16 protein-coding genes are annotated in these 19735 nt (G+C 72.7%); 11 read left to right on the top strand and 5 right to left on the bottom strand.

Going from position 1 to position 19735, the window contains the following annotated elements; genetic code table 11:
* Nucleotides 1-41 precede the first annotated feature (41 nt).
* Nucleotides 42-680, top strand: coding sequence for a phosphoribosylglycinamide formyltransferase (gene purN / locus IE244_RS07545; RefSeq protein WP_191871829.1), 639 nt, complete (start codon nt 42-44; stop codon nt 678-680).
* Nucleotides 677-2245, top strand: coding sequence for a bifunctional phosphoribosylaminoimidazolecarboxamide formyltransferase/IMP cyclohydrolase (gene purH, locus IE244_RS07540; RefSeq protein WP_191871828.1), 1569 nt, complete (start codon nt 677-679; stop codon nt 2243-2245). Before purN ends, purH begins: the two co-directional genes overlap by 4 nt.
* 70 nt (nt 2246-2315) lie before the next feature.
* On the opposite strand, the gene IE244_RS07535 is transcribed toward purH, so the two are convergent.
* The 4 genes from IE244_RS07535 to IE244_RS07520 all read right to left on the bottom strand — a co-directional run bounded on the left by IE244_RS07535 (nt 2316) and on the right by IE244_RS07520 (nt 5912).
* Nucleotides 2316-2786, bottom strand: coding sequence for a hypothetical protein (locus IE244_RS07535; RefSeq protein ID WP_191872158.1), 471 nt, complete (start codon nt 2784-2786; stop codon nt 2316-2318).
* Nucleotides 2787-2895: 109 nt separating this feature from the next.
* A complete protein-coding gene (locus tag IE244_RS07530; RefSeq protein WP_191871827.1) occupies nt 2896-4482 on the bottom strand; it encodes a serine/threonine protein kinase in 1587 nt (528 codons plus the stop codon).
* Nucleotides 4479-5240 (bottom strand): FHA domain-containing protein, encoded by a 762-nt coding sequence (locus tag IE244_RS07525; RefSeq protein WP_191871826.1) that lies wholly within the window; start codon nt 5238-5240, stop codon nt 4479-4481. Before IE244_RS07525 ends, IE244_RS07530 begins: the two co-directional genes overlap by 4 nt.
* A 153-nt stretch (nt 5241-5393) precedes the next feature.
* A complete protein-coding gene (locus IE244_RS07520) occupies nt 5394-5912 on the bottom strand; it encodes a hypothetical protein (RefSeq protein WP_031164188.1) in 519 nt (172 codons plus the stop codon).
* Between the two features lie 275 nt (nt 5913-6187).
* On the opposite strand from IE244_RS07520, the gene IE244_RS07515 reads away from it, so the two are divergent.
* The 4 genes from IE244_RS07515 (at nt 6188) to IE244_RS07500 (ending at nt 10636) form a co-directional block, all read left to right on the top strand.
* Nucleotides 6188-7042 (top strand): bifunctional methylenetetrahydrofolate dehydrogenase/methenyltetrahydrofolate cyclohydrolase, encoded by an 855-nt coding sequence (locus IE244_RS07515; protein ID WP_031164186.1) that lies wholly within the window; start codon nt 6188-6190, stop codon nt 7040-7042.
* The gene (locus IE244_RS07510; RefSeq protein WP_191871825.1) at nt 7032-7502 is read left to right on the top strand and encodes a DUF3017 domain-containing protein; all 471 of its coding nucleotides are present in this window, start codon (nt 7032-7034) and stop codon (nt 7500-7502) included. The genes IE244_RS07515 and IE244_RS07510 overlap by 11 nt, the downstream gene beginning before the upstream one ends.
* A 396-nt stretch (nt 7503-7898) precedes the next feature.
* Complete coding sequence (locus tag IE244_RS07505; RefSeq protein ID WP_191871824.1) at nt 7899-9323, top strand: XRE family transcriptional regulator; 1425 nt, start codon at nt 7899-7901, stop codon at nt 9321-9323.
* A gap of 323 nt (nt 9324-9646) precedes the next feature.
* Nucleotides 9647-10636, top strand: coding sequence for a malate dehydrogenase (locus IE244_RS07500; RefSeq protein ID WP_191871823.1), 990 nt, complete (start codon nt 9647-9649; stop codon nt 10634-10636).
* Between the two features lie 102 nt (nt 10637-10738).
* Here IE244_RS07500 and IE244_RS07495 read toward each other — a convergent pair whose 3' ends face one another.
* Nucleotides 10739-12127, bottom strand: coding sequence for an MFS transporter (locus IE244_RS07495; RefSeq protein ID WP_191871822.1), 1389 nt, complete (start codon nt 12125-12127; stop codon nt 10739-10741).
* A gap of 211 nt (nt 12128-12338) precedes the next feature.
* On the opposite strand from IE244_RS07495, the gene IE244_RS07490 reads away from it, so the two are divergent.
* The 5 genes from IE244_RS07490 to IE244_RS07470 all read left to right on the top strand — a co-directional run bounded on the left by IE244_RS07490 (nt 12339) and on the right by IE244_RS07470 (nt 19735).
* Nucleotides 12339-13256 (top strand): LysR family transcriptional regulator, encoded by a 918-nt coding sequence (locus tag IE244_RS07490; protein ID WP_191871821.1) that lies wholly within the window; start codon nt 12339-12341, stop codon nt 13254-13256.
* A gap of 203 nt (nt 13257-13459) precedes the next feature.
* Nucleotides 13460-14980: an aldehyde dehydrogenase family protein gene (locus IE244_RS07485; RefSeq protein ID WP_191871820.1), complete on the top strand. Its 1521-nt coding sequence runs from the start codon at nt 13460-13462 to the stop codon at nt 14978-14980.
* An 89-nt stretch (nt 14981-15069) separates the two neighbouring features.
* A complete protein-coding gene (locus tag IE244_RS07480) occupies nt 15070-16599 on the top strand; it encodes a GMC family oxidoreductase (protein WP_031164170.1) in 1530 nt (509 codons plus the stop codon).
* Nucleotides 16599-17792, top strand: coding sequence for a quaternary amine ABC transporter ATP-binding protein (locus IE244_RS07475; RefSeq protein WP_191871819.1), 1194 nt, complete (start codon nt 16599-16601; stop codon nt 17790-17792). The genes IE244_RS07480 and IE244_RS07475 overlap by 1 nt, the downstream gene beginning before the upstream one ends.
* A complete protein-coding gene (locus IE244_RS07470; RefSeq protein ID WP_191871818.1) occupies nt 17792-19735 on the top strand; it encodes an ABC transporter permease in 1944 nt (647 codons plus the stop codon). Before IE244_RS07475 ends, IE244_RS07470 begins: the two co-directional genes overlap by 1 nt.

Here is a 19735-nt window from a genome sequence, read left to right as displayed (position 1 = left end):
CACCGGCCGGACACATCGTCACCCCGAGAAAGGGCCCCATCGTGGCCGCCACCCCCGCTGGCCCCGCGGTCAAGCGCCTCGTCGTGCTGGTCTCCGGATCCGGCACCAACCTGCAGGCGCTCCTGGACGAGATCGAGCGCACCGGAGCCGAGCGGTACGGCGCCCGGATCGTCGCCGTAGGGGCCGACCGCGCCGGCATCGAGGGGCTCGCCCGCGCCGAGCGGGCCGGGCTGCCGACCTTCGTGTGCAAGGTCAAGGACCACGCGGGCCGCGAGGAGTGGGACGCCGCCCTCGCCGAGGCGGTGGCCGCCTACGAGCCCGACCTCGTGATCTCCGCCGGGTTCATGAAGATCGTGGGCAAGGAGTTCCTCGCGCGCTTCGGCGGCAGGTTCGTCAACACCCACCCGGCCCTGCTGCCCAGTTTTCCCGGAGCCCACGGCGTCCGCGACGCGCTCGCGTACGGCGCCAAGGTCACCGGCTGCACCGTCCACTTCGTCGACGACGGAGTCGACACCGGCCCGATCATCGCCCAGGGCGTGGTCGAGGTCCGGGACGAGGACGACGAGAGCGCGCTGCACGAGCGCATCAAGGAAGTCGAGCGAAGGCTGCTCGTCGAGGTCGTGGGGCGGCTCGCCCGCAACGGCTATCGCATTGAGGGACGAAAGGTAGTTATCCAGTGACCGCCACCGCCGAGAGCACCAAGCGGCCCATTCGCCGGGCGCTCGTCAGCGTCTACGACAAGACCGGCCTGGAGGACCTCGCGCGCGGGCTGCACGAGGCCGGTGTGGAGCTGGTCTCCACCGGGTCCACGGCAGGCCGCATCGCCGCCGCCGGTGTCCCCGTCACCAAGGTCGAGGAGCTGACCGGCTTCCCCGAGTGCCTGGACGGCCGGGTCAAGACCCTGCACCCCAAGGTGCACGCGGGCATCCTCGCCGACCTGCGGCTGGACAGCCACCGCGAGCAGCTCGCCCAGCTGGGCGTGGAGCCGTTCGACCTGGTCGTCGTCAACCTCTACCCGTTCCGCGAGACCGTCGCCTCCGGCGCCTCGGACGACGAGTGCGTGGAGCAGATCGACATCGGCGGGCCGTCCATGGTCCGCGCCGCCGCCAAGAACCACCCGTCGGTCGCCGTGGTCACCAGCCCCGGGCGGTACGCCGACGTCCTCGCGGCCGTGCAGGACGGCGGCTTCGACCTCGCCGCCCGCAGGCGGCTGGCCGCCGAGGCCTTCCAGCACACCGCCGCCTACGACGTGGCCGTCGCCTCCTGGTTCGCCTCCTCCTACGCCCCCGTGGACGAGTCGGGCTTCGCGGACTTCCTCGGCGCCACCTACGAGCGCAAGAACACCCTGCGCTACGGCGAGAACCCGCACCAGGACGCCGCCCTCTACGTCGACGGCACGGGCGGTCTCGCCGAGGCCGAGCAGCTGCACGGCAAGGAGATGTCGTACAACAACTACACGGACACGGACGCCGCCCGCCGTGCCGCGTACGACCACGACGAGCCCTGCGTCGCGATCATCAAGCACGCCAACCCCTGCGGCATCGCGGTCGGTTCGGACGTCGCCGAGGCGCACCGCAAGGCGCACGCCTGCGACCCGGTGTCCGCGTACGGCGGCGTGATCGCCGTCAACCGGCCGGTCAGCAAGGAGATGGCCGAGCAGGTCGCGGAGATCTTCACCGAGGTCATCGTGGCCCCGGACTACGAGGAGGGGGCCCTGGAGGCCCTCACCAAGAAGAAGAACCTCCGTGTGCTGAAGGCGCCGGACGCGCCCTGCAACCGGGTCGAGGCCAAGCAGATCGACGGCGGTGTCCTGCTCCAGGTCACCGACCGGCTCCAGGCCGACGGCGACGACCCCGCGAGCTGGACGCTGGCCAGCGGCGAGGCGCTCTCCCCCGAGGAGCTCGGCGAGCTCGCCTTCGCCTGGAAGGCCTGCCGTGCCGTGAAGTCCAACGCGATCCTGCTCGCCAAGGACGGCGCCTCCGTCGGCGTCGGCATGGGCCAGGTCAACCGCGTCGACTCCTGCAAGCTGGCCGTCGAGCGGGCCGGTGAGGAGCGCGCGCGTGGCTCCTTCGCCGCCTCCGACGCCTTCTTCCCCTTCCCCGACGGCCCCGGGATCCTGATCGACGCGGGTGTGCGGGCGATCGTCCAGCCGGGCGGCTCGATCCGTGACGAGCTGGTCGTCGAGGCCGCGAAGAAGGCGGGCGTGACCATGTACTTCACGGGCACGCGTCACTTCTTCCACTGAGCACCGCCGCATGCCGCCGACGGCCTCCGGCTCTCCCCCGAGGGAGCCGGAGGCCGTCGGCGCTGTCAGGTCAGCAGGGGCGCAGGGACCAGATCGGGTCCCAGGTGGCGGTGCCGGCCTGGTACGCCGTCGAGGTCCAGCGGACGCTGCCGTCCTGGTTGTAGAACCGGGCGACCGTGCCGGGCGTCTGGTTGTTGGTGAACGGGCCGTCCCCGGTCCAGTTGTGGACGGCCCAGGTCTGGCACTTGTAGAAGTCGAACTTGGTGCCCTTGACGATCATGCACAGGTGGCCGTAGGCGCAGTCGAGGTCCTTGGCGGCTGCCTTCCCCCGCGGCGCCTCGGTCAGGGTCAGGCCGTCGTAGCGGATCTCGTCGGCGGTGACCTTCAGGGGCTTCGGGTGCCCCGCGAGCACCTGGTCGGCCGTGGCCTGGACGCCGGTTACCCGGGTTCCGTCCGGGGCCGCGGCGGTGGCCGCCACCGTGGAGCCGGCGAGCAGGGCGGTGGCCGCGAGGAGCAGCGCGGCGGGCTTGGCGATGTTCACGTGTTCCCCCATGTGAACGAAACGGTCGGTCGCTCCGCCGTGACGCCGTGGCGGAGTGGTTCCACCGTGCCCGCGGCGCCCGTCCGCCGGTACCTCGGAAGTCTCAGGGTCACTTCTTTCCCGTGGGCGTGTACTCCTTGAGGTAGTGGGCGACACGGGCGCAGTAGTCGCGGTACTTCGGGGGAACTCCGCCCGTGTCGTTCACCTTCTTGTACGACGTCCGGTAGCCGGCCGCGGTGAGCACCCGCTTGTCGCCGGGCAGCCCGTCCTTCAGATGGGAGTCGATGAAGCACAGGTAGCGGCCCATGGCCGGAATGGACACGGAGGGGGACAGCGGCGGGGTGGGCGTCGCGGACGCGGGGACGCCGTCGTCGCGCATCCACCAGCGCAGGACGGCCGGGGTCCAGCGGGCGATGCCGTACTCCTGCCTGCCGGGGTCGAAGAGGTCCGGGTCGAAGTCGCTCTCGGACTTCAGCATCGCCGCGATGAGCGCGGGCGTGACGTCGGACCGGGCGCAGGCGTGGGCGGAGTCCACGATGAGCCGGCGGTAGGCGACCGGCACGCCCTGGTCGGTCCGCAGTTCCGAGGCGCCGTACCGAGCGGAGGCGGTGGCGCGGGCGTCGTCGTTCCGGTCCGTGGCCCAGGTGCTGACGCCGTAACCGAGGGCCGCCACGGCGACGGTGGCCGCCGCGGCCGAGGCGATCACCGTCCGTCGGCGTCCGCGGCGCGGGAACAGCCGGAGTGGGCGCGGCGCGCGGCCCGTGCCGGCGGCCGCCTCGACGCGGCGCAGCAGCGCCCCGGTGGTGATGCGCGCGGAGTGGGTACGGGCCAGGCAGTCACGGATGATGTCCCGCCACGCCTGCGCGAGTTCGGGTGACAGGCGCAGTTCGTCGGTGCCGCGGGCGTAGGCGGCGGCCGCGTCGCGGCGGGCCGTGGGAGTGGCGCCGGACAGCGGGAAGGAGTCGGTGAGGACGAGGTGGGCGAGGACACCGAACGCCCAGACGTCGGCGGACGGCCGGATGCGCCGGCCGCGTTCGCCGATCTCCGCCCACAGCAGCTCGGGCGGGGTGTAGTCAGGGGTGGAGAAGGCCGGGGTGTACGCGTGGGTGCCCTCCAGTTCCGCGGCCATGTTGAAGTCGGCGAGCCGCGCCGAACCGTCCGCCATCAGCAGCACATTGGCCGGTTTCAGATCACCGTGCACCCAGCCCGCCCGGTGCAGCTGGGCCAGGCCCTCGCAGATCTGGGCGAGCAGGGCGGGGCCGGCGTCCGGGCGGGGCGAGGCGGCGAGCAGGGCGGACAGGGAGCCTTCGGCGCGCTCCAGCACGAGGACGGTGGCGCCGTCGAGGCCGGGCCGGGCCGGGTCGTCCACGACGAGACTCTCGTACATCCGGATCAGCCGGGGCCGTCTCAGCCGGCGGTACAGGTCGACCTCGCGCTCGATGAGTTCACGCAGGTGCGTCAGCTGGCGGGGGGTCCCCGTGCCGGTGGGCAGGAACTTCAGGGCGGCCGTGCGCGGGAGTTCACGGGCCGGGGAGCTCCTCGCCCCCGCACCGCCGGAGCCGGAGTTGTCTGCGCCGTCGCCGACCCGCCGCCCCGCGTACACGCTGCCGAAGGCACCCGTCGCGATCGGCTCGCGCACCTCCCAGACGCCGACCCGGTACCCCCTGGGCACCGGCACGGCGTACGGCTCGGTCACCGGGCCGCCCGGCTCACGGACCCGCACCCGGACCCGGAGCCGGACAGGACGACCAGGTCGTCCTCCCGTACCAGGTCGAAGCGGAGCGCAAGGGAGACCAGGGACTCCTTCTTGCCGTTGAGGCGGGGGCCGGTGTCCGCGGTCTCCGGGCCGGGCTTGAGCCGCAGCTTCACCGCGAGGTAGTCGATGTTCCACTGCACGGAGGTGCGCGAGGCGGCCGGCCAGGCGGGGCGCAGTCGGTCGACGACCTGGTCGACGGTGGGCAGCGGGGCGTGCGGGTCGTCGCGCAGCCGCGGCTCGCACAGGGCGGCCAGGACGGCGAAGTAGCGCTTGGTGCGGTCGACGGAGAAGGCCGGGGCGGTGGTGTCGCCGTCCGGACCGGCGCCGTCGCGCAGGTAGTCGTGGCGCGGTGCCCACACCTCGATCATCAGCAGGTCCCCGGCGGCGGGCAGCACGATCCGCGAGAACTCGAACGGGACGGGTGCGCCGAGCCGGCCCGGCCCGACCTTGATGTGCTCGCCGGCCCCCTCCGGGTTCTCCACCACGTACGTGTGCCGTCCGGACAGATTGCTCAGTATCCAGAACGCGCCCTGGGCGCACAGCTCGCCCGCCCGGCGCGAGACCCCGTCGTGCGGGATTCTCAGGTCGTTGTCCGGCGCCCGCCCGAAACTCAGGCGTTCACCGGGGGCGAGCCGGATCTGGGTGCGGTCCTGCCGGTCCTCCGGGGTCGGCGGAGGTACGACGATGATGCTGTACAAGGTGCGGCTCCCCGTGCCTTGCGGCCACCCCGGCCGGGTACGGCTACCCGAGTCAGACTAGGGGGAGACACCAGGGCCGTGCCTCCCCCTGGACGGGTGAGACACGGCCCTCGGCGTTGAATTGGCGCGAACTGTTCCGTCGCGCGGGCGGGTTCAGTAGCGCGCGCGGTTGAACCACGCCTTGCCGTTGGAGCCACCCACGAAGCAGGCGATCAGGATGGCGAGCACCAGGTGGATGATGCCCAGGATCGTGAACGGGTACAGGGCGAGCACCGCGGTGATGATGCCGAAGACCAGCGTCGTGACGCGCAGGCCGTTGCCGCCGCTGGTGAACTTCGAGGCCAGCACGGCCGCCCACACCAGCCAGGCCAGCGCGAGCACCGCGAAGGCCCACAGCACGCCCACCGGGTAGTTGGACAGCGCCGGAATGGAGTTGTCCTTCTTCACCTTGTCGATGGCCACGGCTGCGAAAGCGAAGATCGCCACGCCGAGGACCTGCAGTCCGACGATCACCCAGAGCATCACCCGGGCCGCGCTGACGTTGCCCGGCATGGCGGTCATCGGGACGCCGGCGCCGTACTGCTGCTGGACGGGCGGCGCCTGCGGGTAGCCGTAGCCGGGCTGCTGGCCCTGCGGGGCGCCGTAGGGGTTGTTCGGGTCGCCGAAGCTCATGGCGGTGTTTCCTCCGTTGATCGAGTGCTGGGGACGAGGCGCGGCACTGCACGGAGGAGAGTTTCTACAGATGCGGTCCGTCCCCCCGTTGAGCTGCCCGCTGCACTGTGCTGCTCATCGTTCTTGACCGGATAGTGGCTTGTCCAGCCGGATGCCCCAGGTGTTGTGCAAGTGCAACATCGTCGATCATCTGCCGACAAGTCTGCCGAAGGGGCGGCACGGCGCCGGGACACCCGGATTGGAACCGGGGCCGGGTCATCCGCGAGGATGGGTGCATGACCGCCCAGATTCTCGATGGCAAGGCCACCGCAGCCGCGATCAAGTCCGATCTGACCGCCCGCGTGGCGGCGCTGAGGGAGCGGGGCGTCACGCCCGGCCTCGGCACGATCCTCGTCGGGGACGACCCCGGCAGCCAGAAGTACGTCGCCGGCAAGCACCGCGACTGCGCGCAGGTCGGCATCGCCTCCATCCAGCGCGAGTTGCCGGCGACAGCGACCCAGGAGGAGATCGAGGCGGTCGTACGGGAGCTGAACGAGGACCCGGCCTGCACCGGCTACATCGTCCAGCTGCCGCTGCCCAAGGGCATCGACGAGAACCGCATCCTGGAGCTGATGGATCCGGCCAAGGACGCCGACGGGCTGCACCCGATGAACCTCGGCCGGCTGGTGCTGAACGAGCCCGCGCCGCTGCCCTGCACCCCCAACGGCATCCTCTCCCTGCTGCGGGCCCACGGCGTGGAGATCAAGGGCGCCGAGGTCGTGGTCGTCGGCCGGGGTGTCACCATCGGCCGGCCGATGCCGCTGCTGCTCACCCGGCGCAGCGAGAACGCCACCGTGACCCAGTGCCACACCGGCACCCGCGATCTGTCCGCCCACCTGAAGCGGGCCGACATCGTCATCGCGGCCGCCGGCTCCCCGCACCTGATCCGCGCCGAGGACGTCAAGCCGGGCGCCGCCGTGCTGGACGTCGGTGTCTCCCGCAACGCCGAGGGCAAGATCCTCGGCGATGTGCACCCGGACGTCGTCGAGGTGGCCGGCTGGATCTCCCCGAACCCCGGCGGCGTGGGCCCGATGACCCGGGCGCAGCTGCTGGTCAACGTGGTCGAGGCGGCGGAGCGCAGTGCCGGCTGAGCAGGCGCACGGCGGTGAGCCGACCGTGCGCGACGCGATCAGCGCCCCGGATGCGCAGGGGTCGCCGCGGCGCGCCACGCGGCGCTTCCCGCGGATCACGAGGGACACCGCGCGGCCCGAGGGCGGCGGCCGGGCGCGGCCCGGCGGCGCCCCGGCCCCGGCGCGGCAGTGGCCCATGCTCGTCGTGCTCGGCGCGGTCGCGCTCGGCCTGCTGCTGACCGCGCTGGACGTGTTCCGCTTCGGCACCCTGCTGATCGGCGCCGCCCTGCTGGCCGGTGCGGTCATGCGCTGGATATTGCCCAGCGTCGGCATGCTCGCCGTACGCTCCCGCTTCACGGACATCGCCACCTACGGCGTGCTGGGCCTCGCGATCGCCCTGCTGGCGATGATGGCCCAGCCCGACCCGTGGCTGCAGATCCCGTTCCTGAAGGACACCCTGCACTTCACCCTCAACCAGTAGGCCCCCGGGCACCCCAGGACGGCGGCTCGTCCCCTCCCCCGAGGAGGGACGAGCCGCCGCTGCCATTCAGCCTTCCGCCCGTGAACCGCCTGTTCAACGCCTGTCCATGCGCTGTGGCACGGAAGTGACCGTTCCGCTACGGTGTCCGCGCGCGCCGCCCCATATGGTGTTCCCGTGTCGATGTGTTGACAGTTCGGGATACGTTACGAAGACCCCGTGGCGCTGGGCGCATGACCGCGGCCGCGCATGCTCCCGTGCGCCCCCACTCCGGGAACTGGGATCCTTAGGCAGCGCATCCCTGTGGGTAGCCAGCACGGGTACCGGAACGCGGGACGGGCCGGGGGGCCGGGCGCCGGGAAACAAGAGCACTGAACCGGGGGGAAGAGGGGGGAAGAGATGCCTCGCTGGAAAGACCTGCCCGAGGAACTGGACCCGCAGATCAAGGAGTTCACCAGCCAGGTACGACGGCTCGTGGACCGCAGCGGCCTGAGTGTCGCGGCACTCGCCGACCGCACCGGGTACAGCAAGACGTCCTGGGAGCGTTACCTGGGCGGCCGGCTGCTCGCGCCCAAGGGCGCGGTCGTCGCGCTCGCCGAGGTCACCGGCACCAACCCGGTGCACCTGACCACGATGTGGGAGCTGGCCGAACGCGCCTGGAGCCGGGCGGAGATGCGGCACGACCGCACCATGGAGGCGATCCGCATCTCCCAGGCGCGCGCCGCGCTCGGTGACTTCGGGGCGGCGGAGGCGACCGGCGGTCCCTCCGGCCGCAAGGCCGACCGCGCGCGTCCGGTCACGGGCATCACCGGTCCGGCCCTGGGCATCGCCGGTCCGGCCGGCGTCTCCCCGACGATCCCCCCGCAGCCGACGGCCCCCGACGCGGACGCCCGCGAGGGTACGGGGCGCGGTCCGGCCGACGGGGACGGCGGGGGGCGTGGGCCGGTCGACGGGGACGGCGGGGGGCGTGGGCCGGTCGACGGGGACGGTGCGGGGCGTGGGCCGGTCGACCGGGACGCTTCGGACGCCGGCTCCGGCGCCGACGTCCAGGACAGGGTGGGACGCGGTGCGGCCGACCGGGACGGGACCGGGCGTGCCGGGAGCTCCGGTGGCAACTCCTGGAACCTCGCCGGGTACCAGGGGCCGTCCCGGGCGAGCGTCCGCCCCGGCAGCGGGGCCGGCGCGGGGGCCGGCGCGGCTGACGCGAACGGTTCCCGGCCCGCCGCCCCGCCCGGTGGCAGCGGCTGGACCCGGAACACGCCGAACCCGTACGACGAGCTGCAGCCGCAGCCGCCGGCTCCACGGCCCGGCGGCGGCGCCCCTGCCCCGGGGGGCGCCGGGCGGCAGCGGGTGATCATGTTCGTCGCCGGGCTCGTCGGCGTGCTCGTCGTCATCGGCGCCGTTTTCTTCCTCACCGATCGCGGGGCGAAGCACGGGACCGCCGCCAAGCGACCGTCCCCGAGCGCCACCTCGCACGTGAGCACGCCGCCCGGGGTCAAGTGCGCCGGCTCCGCCTGCGACGGCAAGGACGCCGAGGCCATGGGGTGCAGCGGCGACCTGGTCACCACCGCGCGGACCGTCACCATCGGCACCACCACCCTGGAGGTCCGCTACAGCAAGGCCTGCGGCACCGCCTGGGGCCGGATCACCGGCGCCGCCCAGGGCGACAGGGTCCAGATCACCGCGGGCAAGGCCCGGCAGACCGGCGAGACCACCACCGTCGGCGACACCATCGCCTACACCCCGATGGTCGCCGTGAAGAACGCGGCAGCGGCCAAGGCGTGCGCGACCCTCGCCTCCGGACGGACGGGCTGCACGAAGTAGGCGGAGCCCGGAAAGGGGGAGGGCGAAATTCCGGGTGCGGGCGCATGGCCGGGCGGATCCTGGGCACGCGAGGAGTACCCCCCACGGGAGTCCGGCGACCGGTACCCCCGCCTGGCGGCCGCTCCGTCCTCTCCCCCTCTCCCGGACGGGGCGGCCGCCATCGTGTTCGAGGTGTCCGACTTGTGGGCTGAGCCACACGGCCCGCGACGTCTCGCATGCCGGATGCGCGATAGCCTGACCGGTGGATCTCTCTTGACGCCAAGAGATCGATCATCCGCCCGGGGCAGGGACGCCCCACCGCCAGCTGTCATACGGAGAACGCCATGACCCGCACTCCCGTGAACGTCACCGTCACCGGCGCGGCCGGCCAGATCGGTTACGCCCTGCTCTTCCGCATCGCCTCCGGCCAGCTGCTCGGCGCGGACGTGCCGGTCAAGCTGCGCCTCCTGGAGATCACCCCGGCGCTGAAGGCCGCCGAGGGCACGGCCATGGAGCTGGACGACTGCGCCTTCCCGCTGCTGCAGGGCATCGACATCTCCGACGACCCGAACGTCGCCTTCGACGGCGCCAACGTAGCCCTGCTGGTGGGCGCCCGCCCGCGGACCAAGGGCATGGAGCGCGGCGACCTCCTCTCGGCCAACGGCGGCATCTTCAAGCCGCAGGGCAAGGCCATCAACGACCACGCCGCGGACGACATCAAGGTCCTCGTCGTCGGCAACCCGGCCAACACCAACGCCCTCATCGCCCAGGCCGCCGCGCCGGACGTCCCGGCCGAGCGCTTCACCGCGATGACCCGTCTGGACCACAACCGCGCGCTGACCCAGCTCGCGAAGAAGACGGGCACCACGGTCGCCGACATCAAGCGCCTGACCATCTGGGGCAACCACTCCGCCACCCAGTACCCCGACATCTTCCACGCCACGGTCGCCGGCAAGAACGCCGCCGAGACCGTGAACGACGAGAAGTGGCTGGCCGAGGACTTCATCCCGACCGTCGCCAAGCGCGGTGCCGCGATCATCGAGGCCCGCGGTGCCTCGTCGGCCGCCTCCGCCGCCAACGCCGCGATCGACCACGTCCACACCTGGGTCAACGGCACCGCCGAGGGCGACTGGACCTCCATGGGTATCCCGTCGGACGGCTCCTACGGCGTTCCGGAGGGCCTGATCTCCTCCTTCCCGGTCACCACCAAGGACGGCAAGTACGAGATCGTCCAGGGCCTGGACATCAACGAGTTCTCCCGCGCCCGCATCGACGCCTCCGTCAAGGAGCTTGAGGAGGAGCGCGAGGCGGTTCGCTCGCTGGGCCTCATCTGAGAGTCCCGTGGACACGCCGAACGCTCGGCATCCCTGCGTGGGGGTGCCGAGCGTTCGCCGTGTGCGGGTCCCTCGTGGCTGGTCGCGCGGTTCCCCGCGCCCCTAGGGGGTCGCGGTGCCGTCCGCTGCGTAGTGCGGCACCCGTCGGGCGATCGAGCCATACCCCGCCACCACCAGCGCCGTCGCCACCAGCACCACCACTCCCACCGTGCGCAGGGCCGGGCCCATCCCGTGGAGCAGGTCGTTGTGGGCGGACAGGACCGTGCCGGTGACGGCCACGCCCAGGGCGGCACCGGTCTCCCGGGCCGTCGTGCCGAGGCCCGAGCCCAGGCCCGCCTGATGGGCCGGGAGCGAGGTGACCACGCCGAGGGTCAGGGCCGGCATGGACAGTCCGGCGCCGGCCGAGATGAGCAGCAGCCAGCAGACGAACAGCGCGTAGGGGGTGCCCGCGTCCGCCGTCGACGCGCCCAGCAGGCCGAGGCCGATCAGGGTGAGACCGGCGCCGATGACCGCGCGGGGGTGGTCGGCCCAGCGGGTGGCCAGCTTCTGCGCGAGGGCCATCCCGAGGGCCAGCGGCATGATCGCGACGCCGGTGAGGGCGGCGCCGAAGCCCTTCACGTCCTGCAGGTACTGCGAGTTGACGAAGAAGAGCGAGAACAGGCCGAAGAAGCCGGTGGCCGTGCCCAGCGAGGCCGCCCGCAGGCGCGCGGAGGCGAAGACACGCGGGTCGAACAGCGGCGCGGACGCGCGCAGGCCGTGCCCGGTGAAGGCGGCGATCAGCAGCGCGCCCGCCGTGAAGGCGCCGAGGATGCGGACCGAGGTCCAGCCGTAGGTCGGGCCCTCGATGATGCCGAACAGGACCGCGACCAGGCCGGCGGTGAGCAGCAGGGTGCCGAGCGGGTCGGGGTTGCTGCGGGTGGAGCGTTCGGTGCGCGGGACGGTGACCGCGGCGGCCACGGCGAGGACGGCCGCGAGCGGGACCATGACCGCGAACAGCGCACGCCAGCTGAGGAACTGGCCGGCCAGCCCGCCGCCCAGGTTGCCCGCCGCGCCGCCCAGTCCGAGCGACAGCGTCCAGGCACCCATCGAGCGGGCCCGGTGCTCGGGCGCGGACAGCTGCATCAGGATCGACAGGGTGGCCGGGGTGATCAGCGCGGCCCCGGCCCCGGACAGGCCCCGGCCGGCTATCAGCGCGGCCGGGGCGGAGGCGAGCGCGCTGGTGGCGGCGCCCGCCGCGAACAGGGCGAGCCCGGTGAGCAGGGCGCCCTTGCGGCCGTAGCGGTCACCGAGCGCGCCGGCCGGGATGAGCAGGCCCGCGAAGACGATGACGTAGGCGTCGACCGTCCACAGGACCTCGGTGTGGGAGGGGTGCAGGGACGAGGAACTCAGCTGCGGGATGAGGAGGTTGATGGCGGCGACCATGCTCTGGGCGACCAGGACGCAGGCGCACAGGGCGAGCAGGGTGGGGCGTTTCAGGGCGTGCGGGGGCACGGCTCCTCCCGGGAGCTAGGCGGTGGATGGCGGCTGCGCTCCCACCCGGGGCGTCTGGCACGGGTGCGTGCCGGACGCGGGCGCGGGTGGTGCGCGGAGGCGTGGGATGCGCGGATGCGCGGCGGCTTCCGCGGTGCGCTCTGACGTGCTCTCACCGTAGGCTCACCGGTGACCTGCTTTCCAGTGCAACCTTCGCAAGGGATACCTGCACATGACGCAATCCACCGGGCTGGACCTGAATCTGCTGGTCGCGCTGGACGTGCTGCTGGAGGAGCAGAGCGTGCAGGGCGCCGCGCACCGGCTGCATCTGTCGGAGCCCGCCATGAGCCGCACGCTCGGCCGGATCCGCAAGGCGCTCGGCGATCCCATCCTGGTGCGCGCCGGACGCCAGATGGTGCCCACCCCGCACGCGCTGGCGGTGCGGGCCGAGGTGGGCGCGGTGGTGGAGCGGGCCCGGGCCCTGTTCGCGCCGGGCCGCGACGCCGATCTGCGCACGGTGCGGCGCACGTTCACGATCCTCGCCCACGACTCGATGGCCGCCACCCACGGCGCCGCCCTCTTCGCCCGCGCCGCCCGTGAGGCCCCCGGCATCCGCCTGCGCTTTCTGTCCGAGAGCCACGTGGACGCGCCGTTCCTGCGCCAGGGCACCGCCGACCTGGAGGTCGGGGTGATCGACGCGACGGCGCCCGAGGTGCATGTGGAGACGGTCTACGAGGAACGCATGCTGGGCGTCGTCCGGGCCGGGCACCCCCTGCTCGGCGGGGAGCTGACGCCCGAGCGGTTCGCCGGGGAGGCCGGTCACCTGATCGTCTCCCGGCGCGGCAAGCAGCACGGGCCGATCGACGAGGCGCTGGCCGAGCTGGGCCTGAAGCGCCAGGTGGTGGGCAGTGTCGGCACCTACCCCGCCTCGCTCTTCGTGGTGCGTGAGACCGATCTGATCGGACTGATCAGCCACTGGGGGCGCCCGCTGGCCGCCATCCTCGGCCTGGTCACCTTCGAGATCCCGCTGCCGCTCCCGGCGGTCGCGGTCGGTTTCGCCTGGCATCCCCGCCATGACGCCGACCCCGCGCACGCCTGGCTGCGTGACTGCGTCCGGGAGCTGATCGCCCGGTCCTCCGGCGCCGGCTAGCCCCTCACCGGGACGGCCGCGCAGCGCCCCGCACTACTATGTCCGATTTGCTTGCTTTTCTCCTGTCGTTTTCGTGACGCCGCGCACTTTCGGCCGTGAATCACGCATGCCCTCCACCGGGTCGGGGCAGGCGGTGCCGGTCCCCGAGGGTGGCACGTGTGTGACACAGGGGCACGGATCAGGAACGGAAGGCAATACCGATCATGGCGGACAGAACGGAACGACAGGTCCAGGCGACCATCCACGCGGGAGGCGAGTGGCTGGCAGCGGTCTCCGGCGCGACCCGCGAGATCCTCGACCCCGCGGACGCCCGGCCGTTCGCCGTGGTCGCCGAGGGCGACGAGAAGGATGCCGAGCGTGCGGTGGCCGCCGCGCGGCAGGCCTTCGACCACGGCCCCTGGCCCGGCACCCCGGTCGCCGAGCGCGCCGCGCTGCTGCGCCGCGTCGCCGACCTCCTCGTACGCGACCGCGAGGAACTGGGCCTGCTGGAGAGCCGGGACGCGGGCAAGACCGTCGAGGAGGGCCGCGTCGACATCGACTGTGTCGCCGACGCCTTCCGCTACTTCGCCGACCTGGTCGCCGCCGAGGCTCCGGGCCGGGTGGTCGACGCCGGCTCGCCCGACATCCACAGCGTCGTCGTCCACGAGCCGGTCGGCGTCTGTGCGCTGATCACCCCCTGGAACTACCCCCTCCTCCAGGCCAGCTGGAAGATCGCCCCGGCTCTCGCCGCCGGCAACACCTTCGTGATCAAGCCCAGCGAGATCACCCCGATGACCACCATCGCGCTGATCGACCTGCTGGCCGAGGCCGGGCTGCCCGCCGGAGTGGCCAACATCGTCACCGGCCCCGGCCACACCGTCGGCGCCCGGTTCGCCGAGCACCCCGACGTCGACCTGGTCTCCTTCACCGGCGGCCTGGTCAGCGGCACCAAGGTGGCCCAGGCCGCCGCGCCGACCGTGAAGAAGGTCGCCCTCGAACTCGGCGGCAAGAACCCCAACGTGGTCTTCGCCGACGCCTGCGCCACCGAGGAGGGCTTCGATACCGCCGTCGACCAGGCCCTCAACGCCGCCTTCATCCACAGCGGCCAGGTCTGCTCGGCCGGCTCCCGGCTCATCATCGAGGAGTCCGTGCGGGACCGCTTCGTCACGGAACTCGCCCGCCGGGCACGGAAGATCCGGCTCGGGCGCGGCACGGCGGACGGCGTCGAGTGCGGCCCGCTCGTCTCCGAGCAGCAGCGCGCCAAGATCGAGGCGCACGTCGCCACCGCGCTCGACGAGGGCGCCGTACTGCGCTGCGGCGGCAAGCGGCCCGAGCCGTCACCCGAGCGCCCCGAGTCCGGCTACTTCTACGAGCCGACCGTCCTCGACGCCTGCCACCGCGAGATGACCGTCGTGCGCGAGGAGGTGTTCGGCCCGGTCCTCACCGTCGAGACCTTCCGCACGGAGGAGGAGGCGGTGTTCCTCGCCAACGACACCGAGTACGGCCTCGCCGGTGCTGTGTGGACCACCGACCCCGGCAGGGCCCGCCGTGTCGCCGGCCGGCTGCGCCACGGCACCGTCTGGATCAACGACTTCCACCCCTACCTGCCGCAGGCGGAGTGGGGCGGCTTCGGCAAGAGCGGCACCGGCCGCGAGCTGGGACCCGCGGGACTCGCCGAGTACCGCGAGACCAAGCACGTCTACCAGAACCTCGCGCCCGAACCGGTGCGCTGGTTCGCCGGCTGAGCACCTCCCTCGCCGGCGTCAGGACCGCCTCTGTCCCACGCCGTGGTCTCCCCACGCCGTGGTTTCGACACCCTGGAGTAGTACCCCCCATGTCCCACACCCCCCACACCTACGACTACGTCGTCATCGGCGGCGGCACCGCGGGCTCCGTCATCGCCTCCCGCCTCACCGAGAACCCGGACGTCACCGTCGCCGTGATCGAGGGCGGCCCGAGCGACGTCGGCCGCGACGACGTCCTCACCCTGCGCCGCTGGATGGGCCTGCTCGGCGGCGAACTCGACTACGACTACCCCACGGTGGAGCAGCCACGCGGCAACTCCCACATCCGGCACAGCCGCGCCCGCGTCCTCGGCGGCTGCTCCTCCCACAACACCCTCATCTCCTTCAAGCCGCTGCCCTCCGACTGGGACGAGTGGGAGGAGGCCGGCGCCAAGGGCTGGGGCGCCGTCCCCATGGAGGCCTACTTCGCCCGCCTGAAGAACAACATCGTCTCCGTCGACGAGAAGGACCGGAACGCCATCGCCCGCGACTTCGTCGACGCCGCTCAGTCGGCACTCGGGGTACCCCGCGTCGAGGGCTTCAACCGCAAGCCGTTCACCGAGGGCGTCGGCTTCTTCGACCTCGCCTACCACCCCGAGGACAACAAGCGGTCCTCGGCGTCGGTGGCGTACCTGCACCCCGTGATGGACGAGCGGCCCAACCTGACCATCCTGCTGGAGACCTGGGCGTACCGGCTGGAGCTGAACGGCACCCGCGCCGAGGGCGTCCACGTGCGCACCAAGGACGGCGAGGAGCTCCTGATCCGCGCCCGGGGCGAGGTCGTGCTGTGCGCGGGCGCCGTCGACACCCCGCGCCTGCTGATGCACTCGGGCATCGGACCACGCGAGGACCTCCAGGCCCTCGGCATCCCCGTCGTGCACGACCTGCCGGGCGTCGGCGAGAACCTGCTGGACCACCCCGAGTCGGTCATCGTCTGGGAGACGCACGGCCCGATCCCGGAGAACTCCGCGATGGACTCCGACGCGGGCCTGTTCGTGCGCCGCGACCCGCAGAACCCGGGGCCGGACCTGATGTTCCACTTCTACCAGATCCCGTTCACGGACAACCCCGAGCGCCTGGGCTACGAGCGGCCGGAGTTCGGGGTGTCCATGACCCCGAACATCCCCAAGCCGAAGAGCCGCGGCCGGCTGTACCTGACCAGCGCCGACCCGTCCGTGAAGCCCGCCCTGGACTTCAGGTACTTCACCGACGAGGACGACTACGACGGCCAGACCCTCGTCGACGGCATCCGCATCGCCCGTGAGATAGCGAAGGCGGAGCCGCTCGCCGGCTGGCTCAAGCGCGAGGTCTGCCCCGGCCCCGAGGTACTCGGCGACGCCGAGCTGAGCGAGTACGCCCGCAAGGTCGCGCACACCGTCTACCACCCGGCCGGCACCTGCAGGATGGGCGCCGCCGACGACGAACTGGCCGTCGTGGACCCGGAGCTGAGGATCCGTGGTCTGGAGGGCATCCGCATCGCCGATGCCTCGGTGTTCCCCACGATGCCCGCCGTGAACCCGATGATCGGGGTGCTCATGGTCGGGGAGAAGGCCGTCGATCTGATCGGAGGTGACGCCTGATGGCGTTCACGGTTCCCACACGCAAGCCGCCCACCACGACCGAGCCCGTCTTCTCGGTCTCCGGCCTGTGGAAGGTCTTCGGCCCCAAGCCGGAGCGGATTCCCGCCGACCCGGAGCTGAGCACGCTGGAGCCGGCCGACCTGCGCGCCCGCACGGGGTGTACGGCGGCCGTCCGGGACGTCTCCTTCGACGTCCGCAAGGGTGAGGTCTTCGTGGTCATGGGCCTGTCGGGCTCCGGCAAGTCCACGCTGGTCCGCTGCCTCACCCGCCTCATCGAACCGACCGCCGGCACCATAGCCATCGACGGCGAGGACGTCCGCGCGATGGACAAGGGCCGCCTGCGCGAACTGCGCCGCCACCGGGCCGCCATGGTCTTCCAGCACTTCGGCCTGCTCCCGCACCGCACCGTCCTCGACAACGTGGCCTACGGCCTGGAGATCCAGGGCGTCGGCAAGTCCGAACGGCGCGAGCGGGCCGCCGAGGTCGTCGCCAAGGTCGGCCTCGAAGGCATGGAACAGCGCCGTCCCGGCCAGCTGTCGGGCGGCCAGCGGCAGCGCGTGGGACTGGCCCGTGCGCTGGCCGTGGACCCCGAAGTGCTGCTGTTCGACGAGCCGTTCAGCGCCCTCGACCCGCTCATCCGGCGCGACATGCAGGACGAGGTGGTCCGCCTGCACCGCGAGGAGGGCCGCACGATGGTCTTCATCACCCACGACCTCACCGAGGCACTGAAGCTCGGCGACCGCATCGCGCTGATGCGCGACGGCCGCGTGGTCCAGCTCGGCACCCCCGAGGAGATCGTCGGGTCCCCGGCCGACGACTACGTCCGCGAGTTCGTCCGGGACGTGCCGCGCGAGCAGGTGATGACCTGCCGCACGGCCATGCGCCCCGCCGCCGCGGACGACACGGCGAACGGACCCGCGGTCAGCCCGCAGGCCACGGTCGCCGAGGCCATCGAGGCCGTGGCACGCGCGGGCGCGCCGGCCCGGGTGATGGACGAGGGCAGGTGCCTGGGCGTCGTGGACCACGAGCAGCTGCTGGACGTGGTGGCCGGCGTCACCACCCTCACCCCCGCCGCGGCCGTGGACGCCGACGATGCCCCCGAAGCGGCACCCGGCAAGCCCCGGCGAGCGAACCCGCCCGCCCCCCGCACCAGCCCGGAGGACGCCGCCCCCACCACCCCGGAGGCCGTGTGATGGCAACGCTCAGTCTCCCGACCTCCGGTACCGGCACACCCCGCGTCCTGAAGAGCCGAGCCGCGGGCAAACTCCTCCTGCTCGCCCTCTTCGCCGCGGTCCTGGCCCCCTGGGCCGCCACCCACTGGCCCGGCGCCGCCTGGCCCCACGCGCTGACCGTCAGCCTCGACAAACCCCTCGCCACGGCCAGCAACTGGGTCATCGACAACCGGGACAGCCACCCCCTGTTCCTGTACTTCTTCGGCTACGTCAGCAACGCGGTCGTCCTGTCCGTACGAGCCGTCTACGTCACCCTGCTCGCCGCCGGCTGGACCGGCGTCACCGTCCTCGGCGCCCTGGTCGCCTGGCGCGTGGCCGGCGTCCGCCTGGCCGCCGGCACGGCGATCGCCTTCCTGGCCTGCGGAGCACTGGGCATGTGGGTCCCGACCATGCAGACCCTCGCGCTCATGGTCGTGGCGGTCCTCGCCTCGGCGCTCGTCGGCGCGGTCCTCGGCCTCGCCGCCGGCCTCTCCGACCGGCTCGACCGCGCCCTGCGCCCGGTTCTGGACACCATGCAGGTGCTCCCGGCCTTCGCCTACCTCCTCCCCGTCGTCCTGGTCTTCGGCATCGGCGTCCCCGCGGCCGTACTCGCCACCGTCGTGTACGCCGCCCCGCCGATGGCCCGCCTCACCGCACTCGGTCTGCGCGGCGCCGACCCCGAAGTCCTGGAGGCCGTGGAGTCGCTCGGCGCGACCCGCCGCCAGCGGTTGCTGACCGCCCGGATCCCGCTGGCCAGGGGAGAACTCCTCCTCGGCCTCAACCAGACGATCATGATGGCGCTGTCCATGGCCGTCATCGCCGCGGTCATCGGGGCCGGCGGCCTCGGCGACCGCGTCTACCAGGCGCTCGCCTCGGTCGACGTGGGCCAGGCCCTCGCCGCCGGCATCCCGATCGTGCTGCTGGCGATCGTGCTGGACCGGGTGACCGCAGCCGCCGGAGCCGGCACCGGGGACACCCGCACCCGTGCCATCGGCTGGCCCTACGCCCTCGCCGTCACCGCGGCCGTCGCCCTGGCCGCCCGGCTCCTCGGCCGCCTCGACTGGCCCACCGGCTGGACCCTGGACATCGCCGCACCGGTCAACCACGCCGTCGACTGGATGACCAACCACCTCTACTCCGGCGTCCCCGTCATCGGCGGCACGGCCGACTGGGCGGGCCACTTCACCACCTGGATCCTGGACCCCGTCCGCGGTGGCCTGCAGTGGCTGCCCTGGTGGTCGGTGCTGCTGATCGTCGCCGCCCTGGCCTGGTCGATCGGCACCTGGCGCACCGCCCTGACCGCCGTACTCGCCATGGCCGCGATCGGGGTGCTCGGGGTGTGGGGCCCGGCCCTCGACACGCTCTCCCAGGTGCTGGCCGCGGTCGCCGTCACGCTGGTCCTCGGGCTGGCGACCGGTATCGCCGCCGCCCGCAGCGAACGCGTCGAACGCGCCCTGCGCCCGGTCCTGGACGTGTTCCAGACCATGCCGCAGTTCGTGTACCTGATCCCGGTCGTCGCCCTGTTCGGCGTCGGCCGCGCCCCCGCCGTCGCCGCGGCCGTCGTCTACGCCCTCCCGGCCGTCGTCCGGATCACCGCGCAGGGCCTGCGCCAGGTCGACCCGGCCGCGCTGGAGTCGGCGCGCTCGCTCGGCGCGACCGGCCGCCAGCAGCTGTGGCAGATCCAGCTCCCGCTCGCCAGGCGCTCGTTGCTGCTCGCCGTCAACCAGGGCGTGGTCCTGGTGCTCGCCGTCGTCATCATCGGCGGCCTGGTCGGCGGCGGCGCGCTCGGCTACAACGTCGCCTTCGGCCTCGCCCAGGGCGACCTGGCGACCGGTCTGGTGGCCGGTGCGGCGATCGTCTGCCTCGGCCTGATGCTCGACCGGGTGACCCAGCCCACACAGCGACGCACGACGAAGGGAGCGTGA

This window comes from Streptomyces filipinensis (assembly GCF_014649495.1).
Lineage (GTDB): Bacteria > Actinomycetota > Actinomycetes > Streptomycetales > Streptomycetaceae > Streptomyces > Streptomyces filipinensis.
Note: the sequence above shows the minus strand (reverse complement) of the source record. Positions and strands in the feature narration are given on the sequence as shown.

Bases quoted from the DNA above. Each gene is read 5' to 3' on its own strand.
- IE244_RS07520 (WP_031164188.1), bottom strand. From the start codon at position 5,912: ATGAGCTTCGGCGACCCGAACAACCCCTACGGCGCCCCGCAGGGCCAG.
- IE244_RS07515 (WP_031164186.1), top strand. From the start codon at position 6,188: ATGACCGCCCAGATTCTCGATGGCAAGGCCACCGCAGCCGCGATCAAG.
- IE244_RS07505 (WP_191871824.1), top strand. From the start codon at position 7,899: ATGCCTCGCTGGAAAGACCTGCCCGAGGAACTGGACCCGCAGATCAAG.
- IE244_RS07500 (WP_191871823.1), top strand. From the start codon at position 9,647: ATGACCCGCACTCCCGTGAACGTCACCGTCACCGGCGCGGCCGGCCAG.
- IE244_RS07490 (WP_191871821.1), top strand. From the start codon at position 12,339: ATGACGCAATCCACCGGGCTGGACCTGAATCTGCTGGTCGCGCTGGAC.
- IE244_RS07485 (WP_191871820.1), top strand. From the start codon at position 13,460: ATGGCGGACAGAACGGAACGACAGGTCCAGGCGACCATCCACGCGGGA.
- IE244_RS07480 (WP_031164170.1), top strand. From the start codon at position 15,070: ATGTCCCACACCCCCCACACCTACGACTACGTCGTCATCGGCGGCGGC.
- IE244_RS07475 (WP_191871819.1), top strand. From the start codon at position 16,599: ATGGCGTTCACGGTTCCCACACGCAAGCCGCCCACCACGACCGAGCCC.
- IE244_RS07470 (WP_191871818.1), top strand. From the start codon at position 17,792: ATGGCAACGCTCAGTCTCCCGACCTCCGGTACCGGCACACCCCGCGTC.